At 71.1% G+C, this 21,633-nt stretch carries 22 protein-coding genes and 1 pseudogene; 15 read left to right on the top strand and 8 right to left on the bottom strand.

Annotation, left to right across the window (positions count from 1 at the left end; all coding sequences use genetic code 11):
- Positions 1-110 precede the first annotated feature (110 nt).
- The 4 genes from ACWGSR_RS08130 to ACWGSR_RS08115 all read left to right on the top strand — a co-directional run bounded on the left by ACWGSR_RS08130 (position 111) and on the right by ACWGSR_RS08115 (position 4,648).
- Positions 111-1,685, top strand: coding sequence for a molybdopterin-dependent oxidoreductase (locus ACWGSR_RS08130; protein WP_453564542.1), 1,575 nt, complete (start codon positions 111-113; stop codon positions 1,683-1,685).
- Between the two features lie 89 nt (positions 1,686-1,774).
- Positions 1,775-2,425, top strand: a complete 651-nt coding sequence (locus ACWGSR_RS08125) for a fasciclin domain-containing protein (RefSeq protein ID WP_453564539.1) — start codon at positions 1,775-1,777, stop codon at positions 2,423-2,425.
- Between the two features lie 448 nt (positions 2,426-2,873).
- Positions 2,874-4,208, top strand: a complete 1,335-nt coding sequence (locus tag ACWGSR_RS08120; RefSeq protein WP_376231262.1) for a SpoIIE family protein phosphatase — start codon at positions 2,874-2,876, stop codon at positions 4,206-4,208.
- An 83-nt stretch (positions 4,209-4,291) separates the two neighbouring features.
- Positions 4,292-4,648, top strand: coding sequence for an STAS domain-containing protein (locus ACWGSR_RS08115; protein ID WP_376231263.1), 357 nt, complete (start codon positions 4,292-4,294; stop codon positions 4,646-4,648).
- A 56-nt stretch (positions 4,649-4,704) separates the two neighbouring features.
- Here the strand turns inward: ACWGSR_RS08115 and ACWGSR_RS08110 are convergent, their stop codons facing one another.
- The gene (locus ACWGSR_RS08110; RefSeq protein WP_453564537.1) at positions 4,705-5,895 is read right to left on the bottom strand and encodes an FAD-dependent monooxygenase; all 1,191 of its coding nucleotides are present in this window, start codon (positions 5,893-5,895) and stop codon (positions 4,705-4,707) included.
- Positions 5,896-6,005: 110 nt separating this feature from the next.
- Positions 6,006-7,508, bottom strand: coding sequence for an MFS transporter (locus ACWGSR_RS08105; protein ID WP_453564535.1), 1,503 nt, complete (start codon positions 7,506-7,508; stop codon positions 6,006-6,008).
- Between the two features lie 159 nt (positions 7,509-7,667).
- On the opposite strand from ACWGSR_RS08105, the gene ACWGSR_RS08100 reads away from it, so the two are divergent.
- From ACWGSR_RS08100 to ACWGSR_RS08085, 4 genes and pseudogenes are all read left to right on the top strand, one after another.
- Positions 7,668-8,144, top strand: coding sequence for a MarR family winged helix-turn-helix transcriptional regulator (locus ACWGSR_RS08100; RefSeq protein ID WP_453564533.1), 477 nt, complete (start codon positions 7,668-7,670; stop codon positions 8,142-8,144).
- A 475-nt stretch (positions 8,145-8,619) separates the two neighbouring features.
- Positions 8,620-8,772, top strand: a pseudogene (locus ACWGSR_RS08095) (transposase); the annotation flags it as partial.
- A 9-nt stretch (positions 8,773-8,781) separates the two neighbouring features.
- Positions 8,782-9,126: a hypothetical protein gene (locus tag ACWGSR_RS08090; RefSeq protein WP_453564921.1), complete on the top strand. Its 345-nt coding sequence runs from the start codon at positions 8,782-8,784 to the stop codon at positions 9,124-9,126.
- Complete coding sequence (locus ACWGSR_RS08085) at positions 9,123-9,515, top strand: hypothetical protein (protein ID WP_453564530.1); 393 nt, start codon at positions 9,123-9,125, stop codon at positions 9,513-9,515. Before ACWGSR_RS08090 ends, ACWGSR_RS08085 begins: the two co-directional genes overlap by 4 nt.
- A 698-nt stretch (positions 9,516-10,213) precedes the next feature.
- Here ACWGSR_RS08085 and ACWGSR_RS08080 read toward each other — a convergent pair.
- Positions 10,214-11,179, bottom strand: coding sequence for a LysR family transcriptional regulator (locus tag ACWGSR_RS08080; RefSeq protein WP_376231269.1), 966 nt, complete (start codon positions 11,177-11,179; stop codon positions 10,214-10,216).
- Positions 11,180-11,323: 144 nt separating this feature from the next.
- Here ACWGSR_RS08080 and ACWGSR_RS08075 point away from each other — a divergent pair, with 144 nt between their 5' ends.
- The 3 genes from ACWGSR_RS08075 to ACWGSR_RS08065 all read left to right on the top strand — a co-directional run bounded on the left by ACWGSR_RS08075 (position 11,324) and on the right by ACWGSR_RS08065 (position 14,069).
- A complete protein-coding gene (locus ACWGSR_RS08075) occupies positions 11,324-12,238 on the top strand; it encodes a hypothetical protein (protein ID WP_453564528.1) in 915 nt (304 codons plus the stop codon).
- A 143-nt stretch (positions 12,239-12,381) separates the two neighbouring features.
- Positions 12,382-13,254 carry a 3-hydroxyacyl-CoA dehydrogenase family protein gene (locus ACWGSR_RS08070; RefSeq protein WP_453564526.1) on the top strand — a complete coding sequence of 291 codons (873 nt, stop codon included), beginning with the start codon at positions 12,382-12,384 and terminating at the stop codon, positions 13,252-13,254.
- Between the two features lie 359 nt (positions 13,255-13,613).
- On the top strand, positions 13,614-14,069 hold the full coding sequence (locus ACWGSR_RS08065; RefSeq protein ID WP_453564898.1) for an NUDIX domain-containing protein: 456 nt from the start codon (positions 13,614-13,616) through the stop codon (positions 14,067-14,069).
- 396 nt (positions 14,070-14,465) lie between these two features.
- On the opposite strand, the gene ACWGSR_RS08060 is transcribed toward ACWGSR_RS08065, so the two are convergent.
- The 3 genes from ACWGSR_RS08060 to ACWGSR_RS08050 form a co-directional block, all read right to left on the bottom strand.
- Positions 14,466-14,630 (bottom strand): hypothetical protein, encoded by a 165-nt coding sequence (locus ACWGSR_RS08060; protein ID WP_453564524.1) that lies wholly within the window; start codon positions 14,628-14,630, stop codon positions 14,466-14,468.
- 100 nt (positions 14,631-14,730) lie between these two features.
- On the bottom strand, positions 14,731-15,279 hold the full coding sequence (locus ACWGSR_RS08055; protein ID WP_453564522.1) for a hypothetical protein: 549 nt from the start codon (positions 15,277-15,279) through the stop codon (positions 14,731-14,733).
- Positions 15,280-16,760: 1,481 nt separating this feature from the next.
- On the bottom strand, positions 16,761-17,765 hold the full coding sequence (locus tag ACWGSR_RS08050; protein ID WP_453564521.1) for a hypothetical protein: 1,005 nt from the start codon (positions 17,763-17,765) through the stop codon (positions 16,761-16,763).
- 399 nt (positions 17,766-18,164) lie between these two features.
- Between ACWGSR_RS08050 and ACWGSR_RS08045 the strand changes: the two genes are divergently transcribed.
- Positions 18,165-18,629, top strand: coding sequence for a hypothetical protein (locus ACWGSR_RS08045; RefSeq protein WP_453564518.1), 465 nt, complete (start codon positions 18,165-18,167; stop codon positions 18,627-18,629).
- A gap of 27 nt (positions 18,630-18,656) precedes the next feature.
- Here ACWGSR_RS08045 and ACWGSR_RS08040 read toward each other — a convergent pair whose 3' ends face one another.
- The gene (locus ACWGSR_RS08040) at positions 18,657-19,001 is read right to left on the bottom strand and encodes a hypothetical protein (protein WP_453564515.1); all 345 of its coding nucleotides are present in this window, start codon (positions 18,999-19,001) and stop codon (positions 18,657-18,659) included.
- Between the two features lie 190 nt (positions 19,002-19,191).
- Between ACWGSR_RS08040 and ACWGSR_RS08035 the strand changes: the two genes are divergently transcribed.
- Positions 19,192-19,974 carry a MerR family transcriptional regulator gene (locus ACWGSR_RS08035; RefSeq protein ID WP_453564513.1) on the top strand — a complete coding sequence of 261 codons (783 nt, stop codon included), beginning with the start codon at positions 19,192-19,194 and terminating at the stop codon, positions 19,972-19,974.
- A 31-nt stretch (positions 19,975-20,005) separates the two neighbouring features.
- Positions 20,006-20,341: a YnfA family protein gene (locus ACWGSR_RS08030; RefSeq protein WP_453564510.1), complete on the top strand. Its 336-nt coding sequence runs from the start codon at positions 20,006-20,008 to the stop codon at positions 20,339-20,341.
- 67 nt (positions 20,342-20,408) lie between these two features.
- On the opposite strand, the gene ACWGSR_RS08025 is transcribed toward ACWGSR_RS08030, so the two are convergent.
- Entirely contained in the window at positions 20,409-20,771 is a 363-nt protein-coding gene (locus ACWGSR_RS08025) for an STAS domain-containing protein (protein WP_376231282.1), read from the bottom strand.
- 225 nt (positions 20,772-20,996) lie between these two features.
- Here ACWGSR_RS08025 and ACWGSR_RS08020 point away from each other — a divergent pair, with 225 nt between their 5' ends.
- Complete coding sequence (locus ACWGSR_RS08020; RefSeq protein WP_453564508.1) at positions 20,997-21,386, top strand: ATP-binding protein; 390 nt, start codon at positions 20,997-20,999, stop codon at positions 21,384-21,386.
- Positions 21,387-21,633: the final 247 nt, after the last annotated feature.

Below are 21,633 nucleotides of genomic sequence, written 5' to 3'. Positions count from 1 at the left end.
CGGACGTCTCGTTCCTGCTCGTCCGCCTCCGACTTGGGAAAGCACGCCGGGTTGCCACTCTTTCGGGTGGCGGACCAATCCGTTCGGCGGATCTTGACGAATGCCCGGGCGTGAACAGTTTCCGCAGCACTCTCTCCCGTACCGCTCTGGGCGCGTCGGCCGGCCTGTTGGCCGGCTTCACGGCTCTGGCGGTGGCCGAGTTGGTCGCCGGGTTGTTCCGGCCCGCTGCCGGGCCGGTCACGGTCGTCGGTGGTGCGGTCATCGACCGGACGCCGGCGGCGGTGAAGGATTTCGCGATCCGTACGTTCGGGGAGAACGACAAGGTCGTTCTCCAGCTCGGCATCCTCGTCGTTCTCGCTCTCATCGCCGCCGGTCTCGGTGTTCTCGCTCTTCGGCACAGGCGGGTCGGCGCGTCGGGGATCCTGCTGTTCGGGCTCGTCGGCGCGGCCGCGGCGCTGAGCCGTCCCGATGCCGAGGGCGTGGTCGACGCCCTGCCCTCGCTCATCGGCGCCGCGACAGGCGCCGTGCTCCTCCACCTTCTGGCAGGAAAGGCCGAGGGGGCGTCCAGGAGTACGGACGGTACGGGCGACGGCGGCTGGGACCGGCGGGGGTTCCTCGTCCTGGCCGGCGCCGGCGCCATCGGCGCCACGTCGGCCGGTCTGCTCGGCAGATACCTGACCGGCCGTCAAAGCCAGGGCGCCGTCGCCTCCCGGAACGCCCTGGTCCTTCCCGCACCGGGTTCACCGGCCCCGCCGGTACCCAGGGGCGCCCAGCTCAAGGTAGCGGGCATCACCTCCTTCACCACCCCCAACAAGGACTTCTACCGCGTCGACACCGCCCTGGTCGTCCCCAAGGTCGACGCCGGGACGTGGCGCCTGCGGATCCACGGCACGGGCGTCTCCCGCGCCCGGACCTTCACCCTCGAGGACCTCCTGGCCCGGCCGCTGATCGAGCGGGACATCACCTTGACCTGTGTGTCGAACGAGGTCGGCGGCCCCTACGTCGGCAACGCCCGTTGGCTCGGCGTCCGCCTGGCCGACCTGCTGGCGGAATGCGGGGTGACGCCCCCCTCCCGCGGCGGCAAGGCCGACCAGCTGGTCGCCCGCTCCGTGGACGGCATGACGCTCGGCTCGCCCGTGGAGGACGTGATGGACGGCCGCGACGCCATGCTCGCGGTCGGCATGAACGGCGAGCCACTGCCCTTCGACCACGGCTTCCCCGTGCGCATGCTCGTCCCGGGCCTGTACGGATACGTCTCGGCCTGCAAGTGGATCGAGGACATCGAGCTCACCACCTTCGCCGCCTACGACGCCTACTGGGTCAAGCGGAAGTGGGCCCGCCGTGCCCCGATCAAGACCCAGTCGCGCATCGACACGCCCAAGCCGTTCGCCCGCCCCGCCGTCGGCACGGTCACGGTCGCCGGTGTCGCGTGGGCCCAGCGCCGCGGCATCACCCGTGTCCAGGTCCGTGTCGACGACGGTCCCTGGCAGGACGCCGACCTCGCAGTCCAGGACACCGTCGACACCTGGCGCCAGTGGTCCTACCGCTGGCAGGCCACTCCCGGCGGACACAACCTCACGGTGCGCGCCACCGACGGAACCGGCCGGGTCCAGACCGAACAGCGCGCCAGGACTGTCCCCGACGGAGCGAGCGGCCGGCACAGCGTGTTCGTCACCGTCACCTAGACCACCGGACCACCGGAGAACGCCTTCGCGTTCTCCGCAACCCCCCCTGCTTCCCCCATGGAAGTCCGACCCTCTCAAGGAGCAACGAAATGAACTCCCTCCGCATCCGCCGTGGCGCGATCGCCGTGGCCGCCGCTGCCGTCCTCCCCTTCGCGCTCGCCGCGTGCTCGGACTCCGGCAACGACGACAAGACCACCTCGCCCACCTCGGCCGCCGCCGACCCCAGTACGGAGAGCCAGGAGCCGGGCGAGGACTCGATGGCCGTGGACGAGCCCTTCGGCCCGGCGTGTGCCGGCGTGCCCAAGGACGGCGCGGGCTCCTTCGACGGCATGGCCAAGGACCCCGTCGCCACCGCGGCCTCGAACAACCCGGCCCTGTCCACCCTGGTGACCGCCGTCAAGCAGGCCGGTCTGGTCGACACCCTCAACAACGCCCAGAACATCACCGTGTTCGCCCCGACCAACGACGCCTTCGCCAAGCTCCCGAAGGCCGACCTCGACAAGGTCCTGGCCGACAAGACCACCCTGACCAAGATCCTGACCTACCACGTCGTCGGCCAGAAGCTCGCTCCCAAGCAGCTGGAGAACGGCTCCTTCGCGACCCTGCAGAAGGGCATGGTCACCACCAAGGGCTCCGGCGAGGACTACACCGTCAACGACTCCTCGAAGGTCGTCTGCGGCAACGTCAAGACCGCGAACGCCAACGTCTACATCGTCGACACCGTCCTCATGCCCAAGTAGTTCCCGGACCGCTCGCGCACAGCTCCGTCCGGAACGACAGCGGCCCTGTGCCCTCCTCGCGAGGGGCGCGGGGCCACTGGCACGAGCCAACCCCGAGAACTCCGGGAAAGCTGTGGGCCGCGGCGGCGGTGGAGCCCGGCAGCGAGGCCGCCCCGCACACATGGCGGCCTCGCGATCCTCGCTGATCGAACGTCTGGATCTCATTGCCGACCGGTGCTGTCACCCGCACGGCCCCGACACGGGTACCAGGCTCCGGCGCCGCAAGACGCTGGTACGCCGACCCGCACGCTTCTGTTCTTGGCTCGAAGGGCCCGATCGCGCCGCCGGAGCGGGGCGGGTCGCCGGCTGCCGGACGGGGGTCCCTGACGGGACGGTCGCCGGGCCCTTGCACGGTGTGGTTTGCTCACTTACGCGAGACCTCGCAGAGGTCAGCAAAAAGGGGCGGGGCGTGGGAGTGGCGAAGTACCCCGGCGGGACGCGGGACGACGGGCTGCCGGCGGTGCTGTCGGACCCGGCCCGGCTGGCCGCGCTGGAGGCCAGCGGGATGATCGGCAGCGTCCCGGAGCAAGTCTTCGACGACCTGACGCGGCTGGCGGTCTCGGTCACGGGTTCGGCGATCTCGGCGATCACGTTCGTGGGAGAGTCGCGCACCTACTGGAAGTCGGTGCCGCACCTGCCCTACGGCGGGGCGGAGAACTGGCAGAACGGGGTGGGGGAGAGCTTTTGCTACTTCGCCGTCGGGGCGAACGGCCCGTTCGTCGTGGAGGACGCCGAGAAGGACCCCCGCACCGCCGGGCACCAGGCGATCGGCCCCTGGGGGGTCGGCGCCTGGGCCGGCTTCCCCATCGTCACCAGCGACGGACAGGCGATCGGCACCATGTGCGTCATCGACGCCGGCCCCCGCCGGTGGAAACCGGAAGAACTGGAGACGCTCGCCGTCCTGGCCCGGGCGGTGTCCAACGAGATCAACCTGCGGATCTCGCTGAGCACCGCCCGGAACGCCCTGAAGATCGCACGCAGTGCGCTGGCCACCTCACAGGACCTGGCCCGCAGCCTCCAGGACAGCCTCCTGCCCCCGGTGCTGCGCCCGGTGCCCGGCCTGGACGCCTCGGCCCGCTACCTGCCCGCCACCGGCGACGTCGAGGTGGTCGGCGACTTCTACGACCTCTTCCACGCCCGCGGCCCGTGGTGGACGGCCGTGATGGGAGACGTCTGCGGCAAGGGCACGGAGGCGGCCAAGGTGACCGCCCTGGCCCGCTACACCCTGCGCGCCGACGCCGGCGACCACCTCTCACCCGCCACGGTCCTGGACCGGCTGAACACTGCCATGCTCGCCCAGCGTGCCCCGCGCTACCTCACCGCCGTACAGGCCACCTTCCGCACCACCCCCGCCGGCGCGGCCGGACGCCTGTGCCTGGCCGGACACCCCCCGGCCCTCATCCGCCGTGCCGACGGCCGTGTCCAGCAGGTCGGCGCCCCGGGTACCCTGCTCGGCACCATGCCCACCGTCCGTCTCACCGACGTGCGCTTCCGCCTCACCCCCGGCGACCTGCTGCTCCTCTACACCGACGGCGCCTGCGAAGCACGTCCCGACCCCCGCAGCCCGCTGCCCCGCCGGCCCATCTTCGACGAGGACGCCCTGGCCCTGGCCCTCGCCGACACCCGCGGCATGGACGCGGCGGACACCAACGCCCGCATCGCCGAGGTCCTGGCAGGCCACCACGGCGGCTGGGCCAGCGACGACACCGCACTCCTCTCCCTGCGCGTCCCCCCGAACCCCTGATACCCGGGCGGGTGGCCAAGCCGTGCAACTTCCGGCGTCGAACAGTACATAAACGGCGCCACAACGGACAGGAAGCACCAGACATGCAGGAATCCCCGCCCGATGACCTGACGGTACGGATCACCGAGCACACCCACCCCAACGCCTGCGTCCTGGCCCTGCACGGCAGCACCGGAGCGTGGAACATCGCCGTCCTGGAACAGGCGTTCCAGGACGCCGGAGCCACCGGACGCCCCCTCGTGGTCGACCTCTCCGGCCTGGACTTCGGCGACGAGGTCCTCCTCGGCCTCATGCTCCACGCACACGCCTCCCCCACAGGACTCGTCCTGCTCGGCCCCGTCACCGGCCCCTTCGCCCGGCGCCTGCGCCGTACCGGCACCGACGAACTCTTCAACACCCAGCAGACCCTCGCACTGGCCCTGGCCCGGCTTCCCGGCTGACCCGGCCCGGCAGGACAGGAGGTACGGAGGGTTTCCAGGGGAGCGGGGACCCGGTGTCAGAGCGCGTACGGGGGCAGGGTGAAGGTGTCGGCAGGCGGTACGAGGAAGCGGTTGAGGGCTCTGGCGATGCGGGGCCGGGAGGCGGCGCGCAGGACGGTGTTGAGGGCGTGGATGCCGGCGCGGGTGCGGGGTGAGGCGATGCGGGGCACGCCGGGCGGCAGGTGCTGGGCGCGGGTGACGTAGAGACGCAATACGTGCTCGTAGCGGGCGAACGCGTCCCTGTGGTGTGCGTGGTGGGCGAGTTCGCCGGCCAGGACGTAGGCGCCGGCGAGGGCGAGGCTGGTGCCCATGCCGCTGAGGGGTGAGGCGCAGTATGCGGCGTCGCCGACGACGGCGATGCGTCCCCGGGACCACGAGGGCATGCGGACCTGGGTGACGGAGTCGAGGAAGAAGTCGTCGGCGGTGTCCATGGCGGTGAGGACGCGCGGGATCTCCCAGCCGACGCCGGTGAACAGACGGTGCAGGAGTCGCTTCTGCGCGTCCGGTGCCAGGCGTTCGTCTCCACGGGGCGGGGAGGGGTAGGACAGGGAGGCGCGGGTGGTGCCCCGGTTGTCGGGGCGCAGGGTCGCTGTGCGTCCTCGGGTTGCGTTGTGCCATCGGGCCCAGCTGCCGTCCGAGGGCCGGCGGGGGATGGTGAAGTACGCGGTCGTCAGGCCCACGGGCCGGAGGTCGGTGGTGTCGCCGAAGACCAGGTCGCGGGTGCGGGAGCGGGCTCCGTCGGCGGCGACGACGAGGTCGAACGCACGGTCCGGCCCGTTGCGGAAGGCGACGTCCACCCTCTTCCCCGTGTCGGACAGCCGTGTGATCTCGTCTCCGAACAGGTACTCGGTGTGTGAGCGGGTGGCCTCGTAGAGGATGCGTGACAGGTCGGCGCGCAGGATCTCCAGGTCGGCGATCGGGCCCTGGCCGCCGAAGGCGCCGCTGGCGAAGGCGGCTTCGGTGCGGTTCGCGGCGTCGACGAAGCGGATGCCTTCTTCGCGGGTGGCGTGGGCCCGCAGGGTGCGTTCCAGGCCCATCTTGCGGGCGACGTCCCGCCCGGCGCCGCGCAGGTCCACGGTCTGTCCGCCCTCCCGCGGGCCGGGAGCCCGCTCGACGACCGTGGCCCGCATTCCGTGCCGTCCGAGCCAGTGGGCCAGGGCCGGACCGGCGATGCCGGCTCCCGCGATCAGCACGTTCCGGTGTGTCATGACGCTCCCTTTCGGTTTGCTCGTCTTCCCTCGTGCCGGGCGACGGACCGGCACGAGACTTGTCCGGGTCGGCCAGGGACCGCTGGCGACGCACGGTCCCCGACCGGAGCTCACACGGTGAGGTGCTGCTTGGTGCCGGAGCCGTCGGCAGTCGTCCCGGGGGTGATGCCGTGTTGCTCTTCTTCGGGGCGGCCCTTCTTGGGCAGCAGGAAGGTGATGGCGAGGAAGGCCACCAGCAGGCATGCCTGGACGATCAGCGCGCGGTGGAAGCCGCCGGTGAAGTCACCGGTCTCGGCCCGGGCGAAGAACACCGAGCCGAAGACGGCGACGCCGATGGAGCCGCCGACCGCCTGGACCGCCGACAGGACGCCGGAGGCGGATCCGATCTCGTCGTCGTCGACCGCGGCCAGGATGAAGCTGAACAGGGCGGCGATCACCATGCCGGCGCCGATGCCCGCCACTGCCGTGCCGGGGACGATGTCCCAGATCGAGAACGAGGCGGTGTTGAGGCCGTCGAGCTCGAACCACAGCACGGCCGCGCCGGCCAGCTGGACCAGCGGTCCGATCTGGAGCACCTTGCGGCCGATCCTGTCGGCGAGGAACGCGCCGCTGATGGCGCCGCCGATCGCGGTTCCCACCGCGAGGGGCAGGTTGCCCAGTCCCGCCTCGCCGGCGGTGAAGTGCCGGCCGATCTGGAGGAACAGGGTCAGCACGAGCTGGGTGCCGATCAGCCCGCCGAAGAACAGGGCGATGCCGCCGAGACCGACGGTGAAGGCGGGCTTGCGCAGCAGGCCCGGGGTCACCAGCGGCTCGCGGCCCGCGGCGGCCGTGCGGCGCTGCTGGAGGGCGAAGAGGGCGAAACCGATCGCCGAGGCGGCCATGGACAGCCACGTCCACAGCGGCCAGCCGTTCTCCTGCCCCTGGTTCAGCGGCAGCACCAGCAGGGCGCAGGACGCCACGATCAGAGCGGCGCCGGTCATGTCGACCCGGACCGTGCGGTCGCCCGCCTTCCTGGGCACGAACTTCGCGGCGACGATCAGTGCCGCGATGCCGATGGGCAGGTTGATCAGGAACACCGAGCGCCAGCCCAGACCGAAGAAGTCGCCCTCGATGAGGAAGCCGCCCAGGACCGGGCCGATGATGCCGCCCAGACCGAGCACGGGGCCGAAGATGGCGAAGACCTTGGTGAGCTCGGGCCCGGAGAAGTTCTCCCGCAGCAGGCCCAGGCCCTGGGGCAGCAGCATCGCTCCGGCGGTGCCCTGAAGCAGGCGGAAGGCGATCAGCGACTCGATGTTCGGCGCGACCGCGCACAGCAGCGAGGCCGCGGTGAAGGCCGCCAGGCCGATCAGGAACATCCGGCGCCGGCCGTAACGGTCGCCGAGCCGGCCGCCGAGCACGAGCCCGGCGCCCAGGGTGAGGGCGTAGCCGCCGATCACCCACTGCAGTCCGACGGAACCTGCCCCGAGGGATCTCTCCAGGTCCGGTCCGGCGACGTTGACGATCGAGGCGTCCAGGAGGTCCATGATCTCCGCGACGATCATCACCGCCAGGATCAGCCACCGCCACCGGTAGGGCTCGGTCGTCTCCTCGGGGGTGGGGGACGGGTCACGCATTCCAGGTACCTCCATGGTGAAGTAATTCCACCATGAAGGTAAAGTGGTGGCGGTAGGTTGTCAAAGCAGGATGACCCTGCGGGGCACAGGACAAGGGCGAAGGGCGGAGGCGTGGAAGAGGCGGTGCGCGACGGTGTCGCGGAGCGGCGTGAGCGGCTGATGGAATCACTGAGGATCTACGGCGGCCACTACGCCGAGCTCAGCCGGCGCTTCGCCGCCTGGCTGGGCCTGCACTCCACCGACGCGACCGCGGTCCTGGAGATCGCCGCTGCCGAGGAGCGCGGCACCCCCCTGTCACCGGCACGGCTGAGCGAGCGGATCTCCCTTTCCACCGGCGCCACCACCGCACTCCTGAACCGCCTCGAAGCGGCGGGCCACATCACCCGGGCCCGCGAGCACTCCGACCGGCGCATCGTCACCCTGCGCAGCGGCGGACACATCCAGGAACGAGCGGACGAGTTCTTCGGCCCGCTCGCCCACCGCCTCGACACCGCCATGTCGCACTACCCGCCCCGACTCCTGGAACGGTTCGAAGCATTCGTAGACGATCTGAACGCCACCATGGATGCCCACCTCGCAGAGCCGAACTCGACACCACCACCTTCCTCCGGCTCCCTCGGCGACCGGCCTCACTAACCACTGCTTCGGCGGAAAGAGACGGGCGTCGGTTCGCACCCCGACGGCAGATCCACCCTCCCGGGCACCCCGACGACCTGGTGGAGCACCCCGCCTCGACCCGTGTTCTGGACGGCTTCTGTCATGGGCGAGGACGCTGGCGAGGACTTGGCCGTGAAGCTGTACGGAGTCGCCCGGCGGCCCGAGGAGCGGACGCTCCGGTGTGAGGCGGCGGTGTGCACGGTGCCGAACGGCGCTCGTGCCCACGCCCTCCTCGCAGGTGTCGGTGACACCGCGCCTTTCCACCCGGCCCGTACAGCCGCGCGCCGTCCGGCCCGCGTGGCCGCCGGACGCGGCGGCGCGGAGGCCGGCCTGCGGGCCGAGTCCAAGCGTCACGCCGCCGACCCCGTTCGCCGCGACCGCGATCACGACCCACCCCTGCTGCGGCCGTCGTTGCCGCCCACGGACACCTGTCCGGTCGTTGCCGCCCGAGTAGTTGCGGGGGCGGAAGCGGCTGGACGACCGCCGGGTCCTGAACGGGACTGTGCGGAAGTTCCGGACCGGGACGGCCTGGCGGGACGTGCCCGAGCGTTACGGGCCGTGGGTCACACTCCACACGCGTTTCCGCAGATGGGCGGCGGACGGGACGTTCGACCGGATGCTCCACGCTGCCCAGGCCGGAGCGGACGCCGCGGGCGACATCGAGTGGCTGGTGTCCGTCGGCTCCACGGTCGTCCGCGCTCATCGGCGCGTGGCCGGAGCCCGGATCGAAGGTCGTCCCCGGGGTCGGCCCGATCGCGGCCTGGGCGACGAGGACCACGGCTCCAAGGCCATCCGCGCCCGGCTCCGCCGACGCGGCATCCCTCACGCGATCCCCGAGCGGGCCGGTCGGATCGCCGACCGGGTCCGGCGAGGCAGCCGCGGCGGCCGCCCGCCGGCCTTCGATCGCGAGGTCCACAAGCACCGCAACGCCGTAGAGCGGTGCAAGGAACACCGGCGATGAGCACACCGCCCCGGGCACATTCGACGCTCCCGCAGTACGCCAAGGTGCTGGCGGGTCTGCTCCTGCTGTCCGGCGTCACCCACCTCGCCCAACTCGCCGTCTACCGGCACGAGGCGAACGTGCTGGGCGCCGCCGGATTCGGCGCCGTGTACTTCATGATCGGAGTCGCGATCCTCCGGCGGTGGCCCGCCGCGCTCCACCTCGCGGCCGTGCTCCCCGCCATTGGCGGCCTGCTGGGCACCTACCGCTTCTTCTTCCTCCACACGAACCCCTTCAGCGTGTGGCACGTCGCCCTCGATCTGGTCATCGTGCCGCTGGCCGTGACCCTCCTGACCCGCCGGCGTACGGAATCCGCCGGAACCACGTCCGGCTCACCGGCCGGTCTCTGAAACGCGTCTCGGAAACCCGGGGCACGAAAGCCCCGTACAGAGCCCCGCGAGCAAGGCGACCCACTGGCACGGAAAGCTCCGGGGCGCCCTGCCACAAGGCCCGCGCCGAGCAGAGCGACCACGCGCCAGTGCCACCGGGCAGCCTGGACGGGCGAGCAGAACTCTTCCGCCCCGTGACAGCCGGAGCCGTCCGCTCGACCTTCGGCGTCACGGACGGCAACGCCGACGACCGCGTCCGCTCCACCGCTTCCATAGAAGCGCTTAGACCCCGGAACAGACCCAAACGGACGTTCTGCAATCGGGCTTGGCAGGGCATTGCCACCCGGCAAGACAGGACCGCCCGGCCCTGCGAAGCGCGATCGTCCTCGCCCCGTTCCCACGTCGACGTGACATTTTGACGACAGCGCCTGGGCCGTTTCCTGTGGATCACGAAGCGGAGACCTCCGTCCTGAGCCTGGAGGGGGGTGATCGGTGCAGCCGGGGCTGTATCTCCATCTCCTGACGGTCCGGCGTCGTGGCGTCCCAGCAGACACCGGGGGCGGCACGGCGTCGCTGCTGGTGCCCGCACCGCGCCGTGTCCGGCGACCCGGAGGCCGGTCAGCGGGTCGGGGTCGTATCGCCACGGCGCGGCGCGGCGCGGCGCGGAGCGGAGCGGGTCGTCACGATCCGCTGGCCGGGCTCCGGGTGGCGGTCGGTGCTCAGTGGTTCGACCGGCGAGGTGTGTCGTCGGCGGGGCCGTCCGCGGCGGAGGGCGGCCGCAGGCTGGTGACCAGTTCCAGCAGGCGGGTGACCGCGGCGTCGGGATCGGGGCGGTGGACGGCGTGCACGGCGGTGCGAAGGGGGCCGGCAGGACCGCTGAGCGGGACGAAACTGACGCCGCCCGCGGGGAAGTGGCGCAGTTCCTCGGGCAGCAAGCTGATGCCCAGGCCGGCCGCGACGTAGCTGAGCAGCCCGCTGAGGTCGTCCGCGACGGCGGCCGCGCGGGGCGCGAAACCGGCTCGGCGGCAGGCGAGTCTCAGCTGTTCGGCGAGCGTGGGCAGGGCGGCCGGATCGGGCAGGACGAAGTCCTCTCCGCTCAGCCGGGCCAGGTCGGCCGCGTCGGCGCCCGCGAGCGCGTGCCCGGACGGCAGGGCGACGCTGATCCGCTCGACGGCGACGACCGTGTCGACCAGGTCCTCGGCCAACCGGGCCGGATCGCGCAGGAACGCGAGGTCCAGGAGGCCGGTGCGCACCTGGTCGACGACGGTGACCGAGGACCCGTGCAGCAGACGCACCCGCAAGCCGGGCAACTCGTCGGCCGCCGCGCGCAGCAGGGTGGGCAGGTAGAGCTGTCCGAGCAGGCTGACGTAACCGACCCGCACCTCGCCCTCCAGCCCGGCCGCGACCCGCCGGGCCCGTGTGACGGCGGCGGTCTGCAGCTCGAGCAGACGTCGTGCGTCCTCGGCGAACACCGCGCCGGCGGGGGTGGGCCGCACCCCGCCGGGGCCGCGGTCCAGCAGCCGCACGCCGACCGTCCGCTCCAGTCGCTGGACGGACTGGCTGAGAGGCGGCTGACTCATCCCGAGGAGTTCGGCGGCGCGGCCGAAGTGCCCCTCCTGGACCACCGCCAGGAACTGTTCCAGGAGCCGCCGCGAGAAGGTTATACCGCTGGCCATATCACTCATGTGGAAATCATATATTGGACAGACTTTCCCGATCGGTGTGCACTGGTTCTCGTGGAAGTCCGGCCGCCGCACCGCGGGAACCGGAAGGACCCCCACGACGGCGGACCCGCCGGAACAGTCGAACGAGCACCACGGACGGCCCTCATGGCGAAGGAACTGCTGGCACTCCAGGTCGCGCCGGGACGCGTCGTACGGATCGGCCTCGAGGACGGCGCGGTGCGCACTCTCGTGGCGGACGCCGGCCCCGCTCCCGACGGCATCACGGTCGACCGGGGCACCGTCTACTGGACCACCATGGGCACGCCGACCTCCGACCCCGCCACGCCGGGCGAGGCCGGCCTGGACTTCTCCCGCCGCAACGGCGGCCTCCACGCCTTCGACCTCGACACCGGGGCCCGGCGCGAGGTGGCCCCCGCCGGGTCCCTCACCACCGGCAAGCAGCTGACCGACGACGGCGCCGGGTGGCTGTACTGGGGCGACCGCGAGGGCCACCGCGTCAGCCGGATCCGCACCGACGGCACCGGCCTCGCCGACCTGATGGTCACCCCCGCCGAAGACGGCGTGTCGGGCGAGTGCGTCGGCGTGGCCGTGGACCGGGCCCGCGGGCACCTGTACTGGACGCAGAAGGGCCCCTCCAAGGGAGGCCTGGGCCGGATCTTCCGGGCCGGCCTGGAGCTCCCCGCCGGGGAGGACGCCGGCCACCGCTCCGACGTCGAACTGCTCTGGAGCGGCCTGCCCGAGCCCGTCGACCTGCACCTGGACGGCGACTGGCTGTACTGGACCGACCGCGGCGCCCCGCCGTACGGCAACACCCTCAACCGGGCGCCCCTGCCGGCCCCCGGCGACCCGGGCCGCCCTCCGCAGATCCTCGCCGACGGCTTCGCCGAGGCGATCGGCCTCGCCGTCGATCGCACCGCCGGCCTCGTCTACGTCGGCGACCTCGGCGGCCGCCTCTGCGCGGTCCCCCTTCCCGAAGGCCCCGCCGCCGACCAGGCCCCGCGCGAGATCGCCGCCCTGCCGCACCCGCTGACCGGCCTGTGCCTCCTGCCCGACGCGTGACCCCGCCGGGCGGGCGGCCCCGGCACCCGGGCACCGGACGGCCGGGGCCACGAACCGCCCCGCCCCGACGCCGCGCCCAGAACCAGTCCCGAACCGTACGATCCACCGCCGAAGCGCGGTGCAGCCGAGGAGATGAGCAGCAGATGGGTTTCACCCTTCCCAGCGATGTGGAGCAGCGACCGGTGACGGTCATCGGCGCGGGCACCCTGGGGCGGCGGATCGCCCTGATGTTCGCCACCCGTGGCGGCGTGGTGCGCATCCACGACAAGTCCGGCCCCGCGGGCGAGGCGGCCAAGGCCTACGTCGAGCAGAACATCGCGAAGGTGGCCGCCCGCGTCGAGGGCGGCACCCCCGGGCGGGTCGAGATCACCGACGACCTCACGCAGGCGCTCGCCGGGTCCTGGCTGGCGGTCGAGGCGGTGCCGGAACGGCTCGACCTGAAGAAGAGCGTCTTCGCCGACCTGGACGCCGCCGCCGAGCCCGACGCGATCCTCGCCAGCAACTCCTCCTCCTACCCGACCAGCCAGTTCATCGACCGGGTGGACCACCCCGAGCGGGTGGTGAACATGCACTTCTACATGCCACCGGTCCAGAACGCGGTCGACCTGATGTCGGACGGGCGGACCGACCCGGCGGTCCTCGCCCTCCTCAAGGAGGAACTGCCCAAGTACGGCGTCTTCCCGTTCGAGGCACACCGGGAGTCGACCGGCTTCATCTTCAACCGCATCTGGGCGGCCATCAAGCGAGAGTCCCTCGCAGTGGTCGCGGAGGGCGTCTCCACCCCGCAGGACGTCGATCGGATGTGGCAGATCAACATGGGCACCTCCGCGGGCCCGTTCCGGATGATGGACCAGGTCGGTCTGGACGTCGTCCTCGACATCGAGGAGCACTACGCCGCCGAGCGCCCCGGCCTGCCCGCCGGCCCCCGCGAGTTGCTGAAGAAGTACGTCGACGCCGGCCACCTCGGCGTCAAGACCGGCCAGGGCTTCTACGACGACTACCCCGCCCAGGTCTGAACCCCGGCCGGAGCGGACACCGAAGCAGGGCGGGGGAGCGGTCACCGGCAAAGGTCTTCACCGCTCTGCTCACTCAGGCCGACGCCGAAGGAGCCCCGGTGGACCGGGTGGGTCGTCGCGGTCGGCTCCGCCGTCGTCCGTGCCCGCCTTCGTTCTCACGCCCGGCCGACAGGTGACGCACCCGTGTTCGCCTCGGCCACAGCTCGCTCACGGGTGCGCCGGCGGACCGGCAGGCCCGGGGCCACGCCGGAGATCCCCGGCCGACGAGGTGTGTACGTCCCGGGCGATCCACGGCCGTCTGCGGCGGCGCCGTGGATGAACTGGTGGAGCGCGTCGACGGTCAAGACCGTGTGCTGGGGATGGTGGTCAGCCGTCGGCAGGCCGTCAAGGAGGGTTGGCGGCACCGAGTCGCCGTGACGATGTGCCGTGACGAGCGTGGACGGATTCTCGTCCACCGGCGGTCGGAGCAGGTGTCGCGCTTCCCCGGGTTCTATGAGGTCATGGTTGGTGGCGCCGCGAATGTCGGCGAATCCTATGAACAGGCTGTCGCGAGGGAGCTGGCCGAAGAGCTGGGCGTTCGTGCGCTGCCGCGCCCGCTGTTCACGTTCTTCAACCGCAGCGGCTTGAGCCCTCACTGGCTCGGCGTGCACGAAGCCGTGGTGCCGGACGCCGTGGTCCCCGATCCCGATGAGGTCGCCTGGCATGGCTGGCTGACCGAGCCGGAACTGCGGTCGGCCCTGCTGGAGTGGCGCTTCACCCTCGGCAGTAACGAAGTCTTCAGCCGGTATCCGGCGTTCCGGACCGCGCGGTCCTGACCTTGCCCATCACGCTCAGGCTCGGCGTCTGTCGATTGCCTTGGCCAAATACTCGGCGTGGTCTTCGCGTAGCGGCTTGAGAGCGCCGTAGTAGGGCCGGTGGTCGGCTTCGCGGAGCCAGTGGAAGACGTCGTGTCGCTCCCGGGTCCAGACGGCGCGTGGTTCGGGGGCAGGGGCGATGCGCGGCGGACAGGGCGCGAAGTCGGGCTCACCTTCGATGACGGGGCCCAGGTGTGGTCTCTGGCGGCCAGGAGCCCCTGTGACAGGTTGGATGCCTCGTCTGTGACGACCAGCCCGCTTCGACCGTCCCCGTCGACCGGCTCAGCCGGTCCCGCCGGTGACGACTTCTGAGCTTCGGCTCGATTTGCGTGCAGAGCCGCGAGGGTTGTCACGTCGTCACGCAAAGAACTTGCCCGGGGTGGCGCCCTGCACGAACCGCAGGTAGCCGTCCTGGACGATGAGCGGCCGATCGCTCTCGCGGCCCTTCTGCCAGATCTCGTAGTACGGGCCCATGCCGTAGAACGTGACCGGGTCGCCCCTGGCGGACCGGGCCGCACCCATCCATTGCCGGAGTCGATCCACTGGCCCTTCGCAGTGGCGCAGGTGACCTGGAGGTGCCCGCCCCAGTCGGCGCCCTTGGACCACGCGCCGTCGACGACCTTCACCCACAGGGTGGCCGCGGTCCGGCCGGTGACGACCGTCTCCTGTTTCCCGCTGTCCCACCGGGTCTCGCCGATGTGCGAGTTGACCCCGAGCCGGCCGGTGCGGCCGTCCCTGGAACGTACGGTGGACTCGGAGCTGCGGAACGGGCGGTCGCCTCGTCGGTGGGGAACTCCGCCAGAATGGCGGACGGATCGAACCTGCCCTCGTCCTGGAACTGCTGCGCCTCCTCCTGGTCCAACCCCTCCAGCTCCTGCTTGCGGTTCTCCACGATGGCGGCGATCAGCACTTCGGCCATGGCCTCGTCCGGAACCGAAACACCCTCCCTCCTCGCCAGGTGGCGGAGGGCCTCCCGCTGCTCCTCCTCGGTGTGGAGCTTCGCGAGCCTGATCCATGACTGCCTCCGGATCAGAGCGTCGACGCGGTCCGTCTTGCCCGCCTCGTGCACGGCCTCGATCTCCGCGATCTCCTTCTGGTCGAGGGTCTTCTCCTCCGTCGGCGCATCCGGGTCGTGGAAGCTCAGGAAGCTCGTCCTGCGCAGGTACCCCATGGGCCGACCCTTCCTCGTCGACGTCTCGGCACACTGCGTTCCGCACGCTAAACGATCAAGGTATTGAAGGGGTTCCCGAGCTGTGTTCGCCCGATCGGGTGAAACATTCGGCCGAAACAGTTGCATCACGACCCGGTCGGCATGGCGATCTCGGTGACAGAAAGCGCGAGAAACGCGCGCCGGTGACAAGCGGCATGATGAGCCGGTGACAGCCACCGCGAGTTGTTCCACCGGTTCGCCCAGGCCGGCCGACGATCCCGGTGACACTTCTACCGGGCCCCGGCACAGTTTGACGGGCCGTCATGGAAATGCGATGGAGGCGGCCCACTCCCGAATCCGCACCCCGAAAGCGGGCCCGAAGATGACGAGGACGTGACCGCTCGCCCCGCGAGCCGGCCGATCCGAGTCGTATCGGGCGGCAGCCGAAGGGCATGGACACCGCCACCGCGGCCCTCGAGGACGCCCGGTTCGACGCTCGGCAGGACTCCCGGCACGAGGACCCGGCCGACGAGGAGCGTGGCCGCGCGGAGCTCACAGAGTGGGAGCGCATCGACCGGCTGCTCGCCGTGGCCCCGCCCGGCACCGTCTGCGACCCGGACACCGACACCGTCGTCCGGGACGAGCTCGCCGCCGAGACGGCGGCCGCCGCCCGGGAAGCCGAGATCCGCGAGGCCGCTCGGATCGCGGCCCGCGCCGACGAGCTCCAGGCGCTGCGCGACCTCGGCACCCTGAAGCAGACCGAGCCCCCGCGAGGGCGACGAGGCCGCCCGCGACGAGCCGGCCCGGCGCGCGGGCGGTTACGTCCAGACCGACGTCGACGCCTGGCTCGCCCAGGCCCTGGCCACCGGCCGCGGCCACTACGCCGATCCGGCCGCCGGCCTCCTGCCCGTCCCGGTCCGCGTCCACACCACCACCCTGCTCACCGCGCTCCACCGCCTCGCCCCGGACACCGACACGGGCGTCGACGAGCTCGGCTGCGCGGCCCGGCTCACCGCCGCCGGCCCGGCCGCCACCCGCGAGCTCACCGCATTCCTCACTTGTACCGCCGACACCACCGGAGGGCCCGTGGTGAGCGGGGACCAGCCCCGCCCGGCCTGTGGATCTGTGAGGCAGGACCGGCGAATCCCCTGGTGAGCGCGTTTTCTGCGAGGTGGTGTGCTCGACCGCAGCGAAGACCTGGTAACAGCTGTGTCCTCTGACAGGTGATCTTGACCGTTTGCCATGTGAGTTTGACCGCCAAGCTCAGAGCATGCTGGGGGCATCGACGGAAGTCGCTGACGAGCGGTGATAGAGCTGCTACAGCTAGGGCCATCCCGCGTTGGTGGAGATCGTTTCCCACGTTCCTGGCGTACCGCGTGGTGCTTACGGCGTCGCTTCGGAGCAGTCGGCTGGGACCCGTGTGGCGGTGGAGGCCATGGATCGAGGGCGGCATGACCGCACACCTGCACCCGGCCAGGCCCGAGACCTCAGTACCGGGTGGCTTACCGCTGCCGCGTAAGGATGTACCGCTCACCCGAATCCGGCTTGCCGATCCAGGTGAAGACCGTCGGGTGTTCCTCCGTACCGCCGATTTTCCAGCCGAAGGACAGGCTCTCGCAGTCCGCGATGCTGAGCTCGAACGGCTGACCGACACCCTCGTTCTCGGTCAGCTGCCATTTCCCGGTGCGGTTGCAGGCACCGGACTGCTCACCCGTGGCCTCGTACTCGTTGACGCCCTTCGCCGTCACCGTGCCGTCCGCCTCGAAGCGGAGGCTTCCGCCGTCGCCGTCCGTCCAGGTGCCGACGATGTCGGCTTCAGTGAGCCGGGGCGGTTCGTAGATCTTGAGGATCCCCGAGCTGTACGCCGCGACCCCGACCGCAAGCGTCACCACGAGCAGCCCCAGACCGCCCAGCGCCACGCCCCCGAGCACCCGCCATCGGGCCCCGGGCTTTCCGGGGTTCCCCGCCGCCCGGGCGCACAGGGTCGCGGGTGCCAGCCCGACGATGAGGCTGAGGGCAAGGACGGGATGAACGAGCAGGTCGCCGGGGCCGCCGAAGCCGGCCAGGAGCATGCAGGAGCCGATGAGCAGCGCCAGGGCGACGGCAACGACCGCCACAGTGGCCAGGGTGAGCTGCCAGCTGTCGCGCCGACCCGTACGGCGGGCCACCGCACGCCCGAGGAGGACGAGGGGAAGCACCGCCATCGCCGAACCGGCCAGCCCTGCGATCATCGAAATGACTGCCAGCAGCACGAGCGCGAATATGGTGCCGAACAGCCATCCGAGGCCGCCTTCGCCTCCGTGGGACTCGGACTGCAAGCTGTACAGGACGGCGACCAGCGCGGCGATCACGGTCTCAGCCCCGATTGCCACAGCCCCGACGGTGAACACCGCAGCGTTCCCGCCGTCCGAAGGCCGCACGGGCATGAACCTCTGCGGCGGCACACCCGGATTCTCAGGAGCCCCCGGCAGTGTCAGCCCCCATTTCGGCGGCGTGGTCTGCGTCATGCGTCCCCCCTATGTCCAGGCACATCATGCACCTAAGGGCTGTCCCGTAACTCCGAAGACCGCTAGCTGGTGTCCGGTTCGGCCTGGTTTCCCGGGATCCTGTTGGGGTCGCAAGTCGTGTCAGAACCGGACAGAGCGATCCAGCGGTGACGTCCCGCTGACCTCTGCGCCGAGTTACGGGACAGCTCTTAGGCACACCGATGTGATCAAGCGGGAGGCAAAGCGCTCACTCCCCGCGATCGAGCAGCAACCCCGGCAGGAGGTCCGGACAAATCAAGAAAGGTGCCCCGCCAGCAGCGGCTTCCGTCACGGGGACGAGGCACCTTTCGTCGGTGCTTCTGCTGGACCGGGACAGGAAACTCGCTGCCGGATACCCCGGCAGTCCGCTGTCCATGGGCCATGACCAGCCTCACCGTTGACCAGAACGGCTTCGTCCCCCCCCCGGGCCTGTGCCCGAACTGCCACCTCCACACCGGCTTCTCGGTCCCAGACCACGGTTTCAACACCTACGTCTGGCCGCATCCTCAGAAAGATCACCCGTCTGTCGAGCATCAGATCAAATTCGGGATGCGCACCTGGCTGCGGCAGATTTCCGCCATCTGCACGCACTGTCACACGACCGTGGTCCTGCATCAGCTGATCCGCTTCCACGAAGATGGGAAGACCGGCGAGGTGCTCCGAGTGATGCAGGTCTGGCCAGAGCGGCAGCCGCGCGAGTTGCACGCCTCTGCCCCGAACGCGGTGCGCGAGCTGTCCGCGGAGGGCGCGCGGGCGGAGGCCGCTGAGGCATACCGGGCGGCGGGGAGCGAGGGATGCCGGGTCTGCTGTGGGACGACGTCAGGAACTCCTTCGACCCTGATCTGATGGGTGAGGGCCGGGACGGCTACCGGCTCACGCCCCGTCGGCGAGGATCAGTTCGGCCATCGCAAGCAAGCCCCTGAAGACCCTGAGTCCCTCCCGGCACTCCGCCGAACGCGACAGCAGGGCTACGGCCGCACGGAGCTCCGGGAGGCAGTCCCGGAGAACCTCGACGTGGCCCGGGCCGGGAACGCCACCGTTCCTGAGGTAGGTCATGACGCAGCAGGCCATGTTGAAATCCAGGTACGCCAGATCGTGTCTGTCGTCAAACGGCACGTCGGGGAACGGCCCGGGGTGGTGCGCGGCCCACAGAAGGGCCACCTCGCTGACGATCGCCCGGTGCCGGTCGGGCCCGGGAGGCGGGACAAGGGTGGTCACGAAGCGATCCTCCCGCACACGCCGGCCCCCGCCCCTTGCTCGGATGGCACGGCAGAGCACTCATGGGCTGAGAGTCGGTCAATATCGCCTGTCAATCGGTCAAGATCACCTGTCAGAGGACAAGCTGTCACGGGACTCGGCCTGCTTCAGCTTGACCTTCGAGTCGGGTAGAAGGTTTATGGTCGGTGGCATGACCTCCATGCGGATCTCCCAGCTTGCCGAGCGCAGTGGGGTGCCGGCCACGACCTTGAGGTTCTACGAGAGCGCGGGCCTGCTCTCCGCCGCCCGGACGCCCGCCGGGTACCGGATGTACGGCGAGGACGCGGTCGACCGGCTGGCGTTCATCGGCGCGGCCAAGCACCTGGGGCTGTCCCTGGAGGAGATCGGCGAGCTGCTCGGCGTGTGGGAGACCGGCGCGTGCCGGGACGTGAAATCCGATCTGCGCCCCCGGATCGCCGCCCGCCTCGCTGAAGCCGAGGCCCGCGCCGCCGAACTCGCGGCCCTCACCGCCTCCCTCCACGGCGCCCTGGGACACCTGGACACGCTGCCCGACCGCGCCGGCCGCTGTGACCCCGCATGCGGCTTCCTCGCCCCGGCACCGGGCGAAACTCGCGGCGGTCAGCCGGTCGACGTCGTACTCACTCCCAGCCGTCAGGCCGCTGAACAGGAAGCGGTGCGGTGGCGCACCTCACCGGTGGCCTGCTCACTGACCGGCAAGGGCCTGCACGAGCGCACCGCCCAGTGGCGCGAAGCCGTCGACGGCGCCACCCGGACCGCGGTGCCCGAAGGCCTGCGGCTGACCCTGCCCACCGACCGGGCCGCGCGCATCGCCGAACTGGCGGCCGCGGAGCAGCGGTGCTGCCCCTTCTTCGACTTCCGCCTCCACCTCGACGGCCCGCGCCTCCACCTGGAAGTCCGCGCCCCCGCCGACGGCCACACGATGCTGACCGACCTCTTCGGCGCCACCCACTGACCCGCCCCGCCCCATCAGGAAGCCCTTCACCGTGCTCGTCGCCCGCTCCATCGCCCTGTTCGTCGTCGCCGCCCTGTTCGAGATCGGAGGCGCCTGGCTGGTCTGGCAGGGCATCCGCGAGCACAAGGGCTGGATCTGGATCGGTGCCGGCGTCGTCGCGCTCGGCCTGTACGGCGTGGTCGCCACTCTCCAGAACGACGACAACTTCGGACGCATCCTCGCCGCGTACGGCGGGATCTTCGTCGCCGGATCGATCGCCTGGGGCATGGTCGCCGACGGCTACCGCCCCGACCGTTTCGACATCACCGGCGCCTTGGTCTGCCTCGCCGGCATGGCCGTCATCATGTACGCCCCGCGCGGCCACTGACGTCGGTACGACGAGAGGGCGGCCGCCCGGGCTCTCCCGGACAGCCGCCTGTGCCCCGTCTCTCGTGTCAGGCGTTCAGGGCGTCTTCGACGGTGGGGTGGCAGGGGATGACGGCGTCGACGCCGACCAGGGCCAGGACGCGCCTGACATTGTCCGTGGGCGCGGCGATGCGCAGCCGGCCCTTCGTGTCGCTCACCCGCTGGTGGACGGCGAGCAGGACGTTGATGCCGCTGGAGTCGAGGAAGGTCACGCCGCTCATGTCGGCCACGACCGGAAGCACCGGCTCGCCTTCGGGGAGCAGGACCTCGCGCAGGACTTCCTGCTCGTCGTAATCGATCTCGCCGTGCAGGGCGGCGATACGGACGCCGTCGACCACGCGGTGCACCGCGGACAGCCGGGCGGTCCGCTCCGCTTCGTCGTTGCTGGTCATGGTCTCCTCAACAGCGCTTGAGCTGCCCTGACAGGGGGCGTACGCGGTCGATTCTGCCCCACCCGCCCAGACCGGTCCCACCCGGACAGCGGCGTGGGCGGCCTGCGCCGCGTGCAGATCAGCCGGGCGGGTAACCGCGCCGCGTGAACGGGAGCGAGGACGAGGCCAGTGGGGCCCCATGGCGACGGTGACGGCAACGCACAGCCCCCTTCGGACGGGCACCCGATGCGCGCCGGCTACGCGCTCGACGGAGACGGGGCCTACATCGCCGACGCCCGCCACCACGCCACCGCCTTCCTCGACAAGGCCCGCGCCGCACACGACCTGACCGCCCCGCAACGCACGCGCGACATCACCGCCCTGATCGTCGGCGAACTGGTCACCAACGCCTGCAAGTACGCCCCCGGCCCCGTCCTGATGGAACTGCGCATCAGCACGAGCAGCGTGGACATCGTGGTGTGGGACGGTGAACCCACCGTCCCCGAAGCGCTGACCGCCGAACCGAACCGGACCGGATCGGCCGGCACGGCATGGAGATCGTCAAGGCCGTCACCACGGCTCTGCTCATCGAGCAGGAACCGATCGGCAAGCGCATCACCGCCCGCATCGCCCTGACCGACGCGCCCAGCCTGGCGTAGAGACCTGCCCCGTCCGGTACCACGAAGGGGCGGCCGCCCGGATCTCCCCGGGCGCTTGCCCCTTTCGCCTGCCCGGCCCCTACACCGATGCCGCCTTCGCCTTCGGGTGCAGTGAGGCGAGCGGCGGCCCTTTCCGACCTGGCGGAGCTCCTCCCAGCTGGCCTCGGGGTGCGCGTCGGGGAGGGCGTCGATGTCGGTGGTGCGGTAGAGCGGGACGTCGACCT

It is taken from the genome of Streptomyces sp. NPDC055632 (assembly GCF_053618675.1).
The sequence above is the reverse complement of the archived record's forward strand: the minus strand, read 5'-3'. Positions and strand labels throughout refer to the sequence as shown.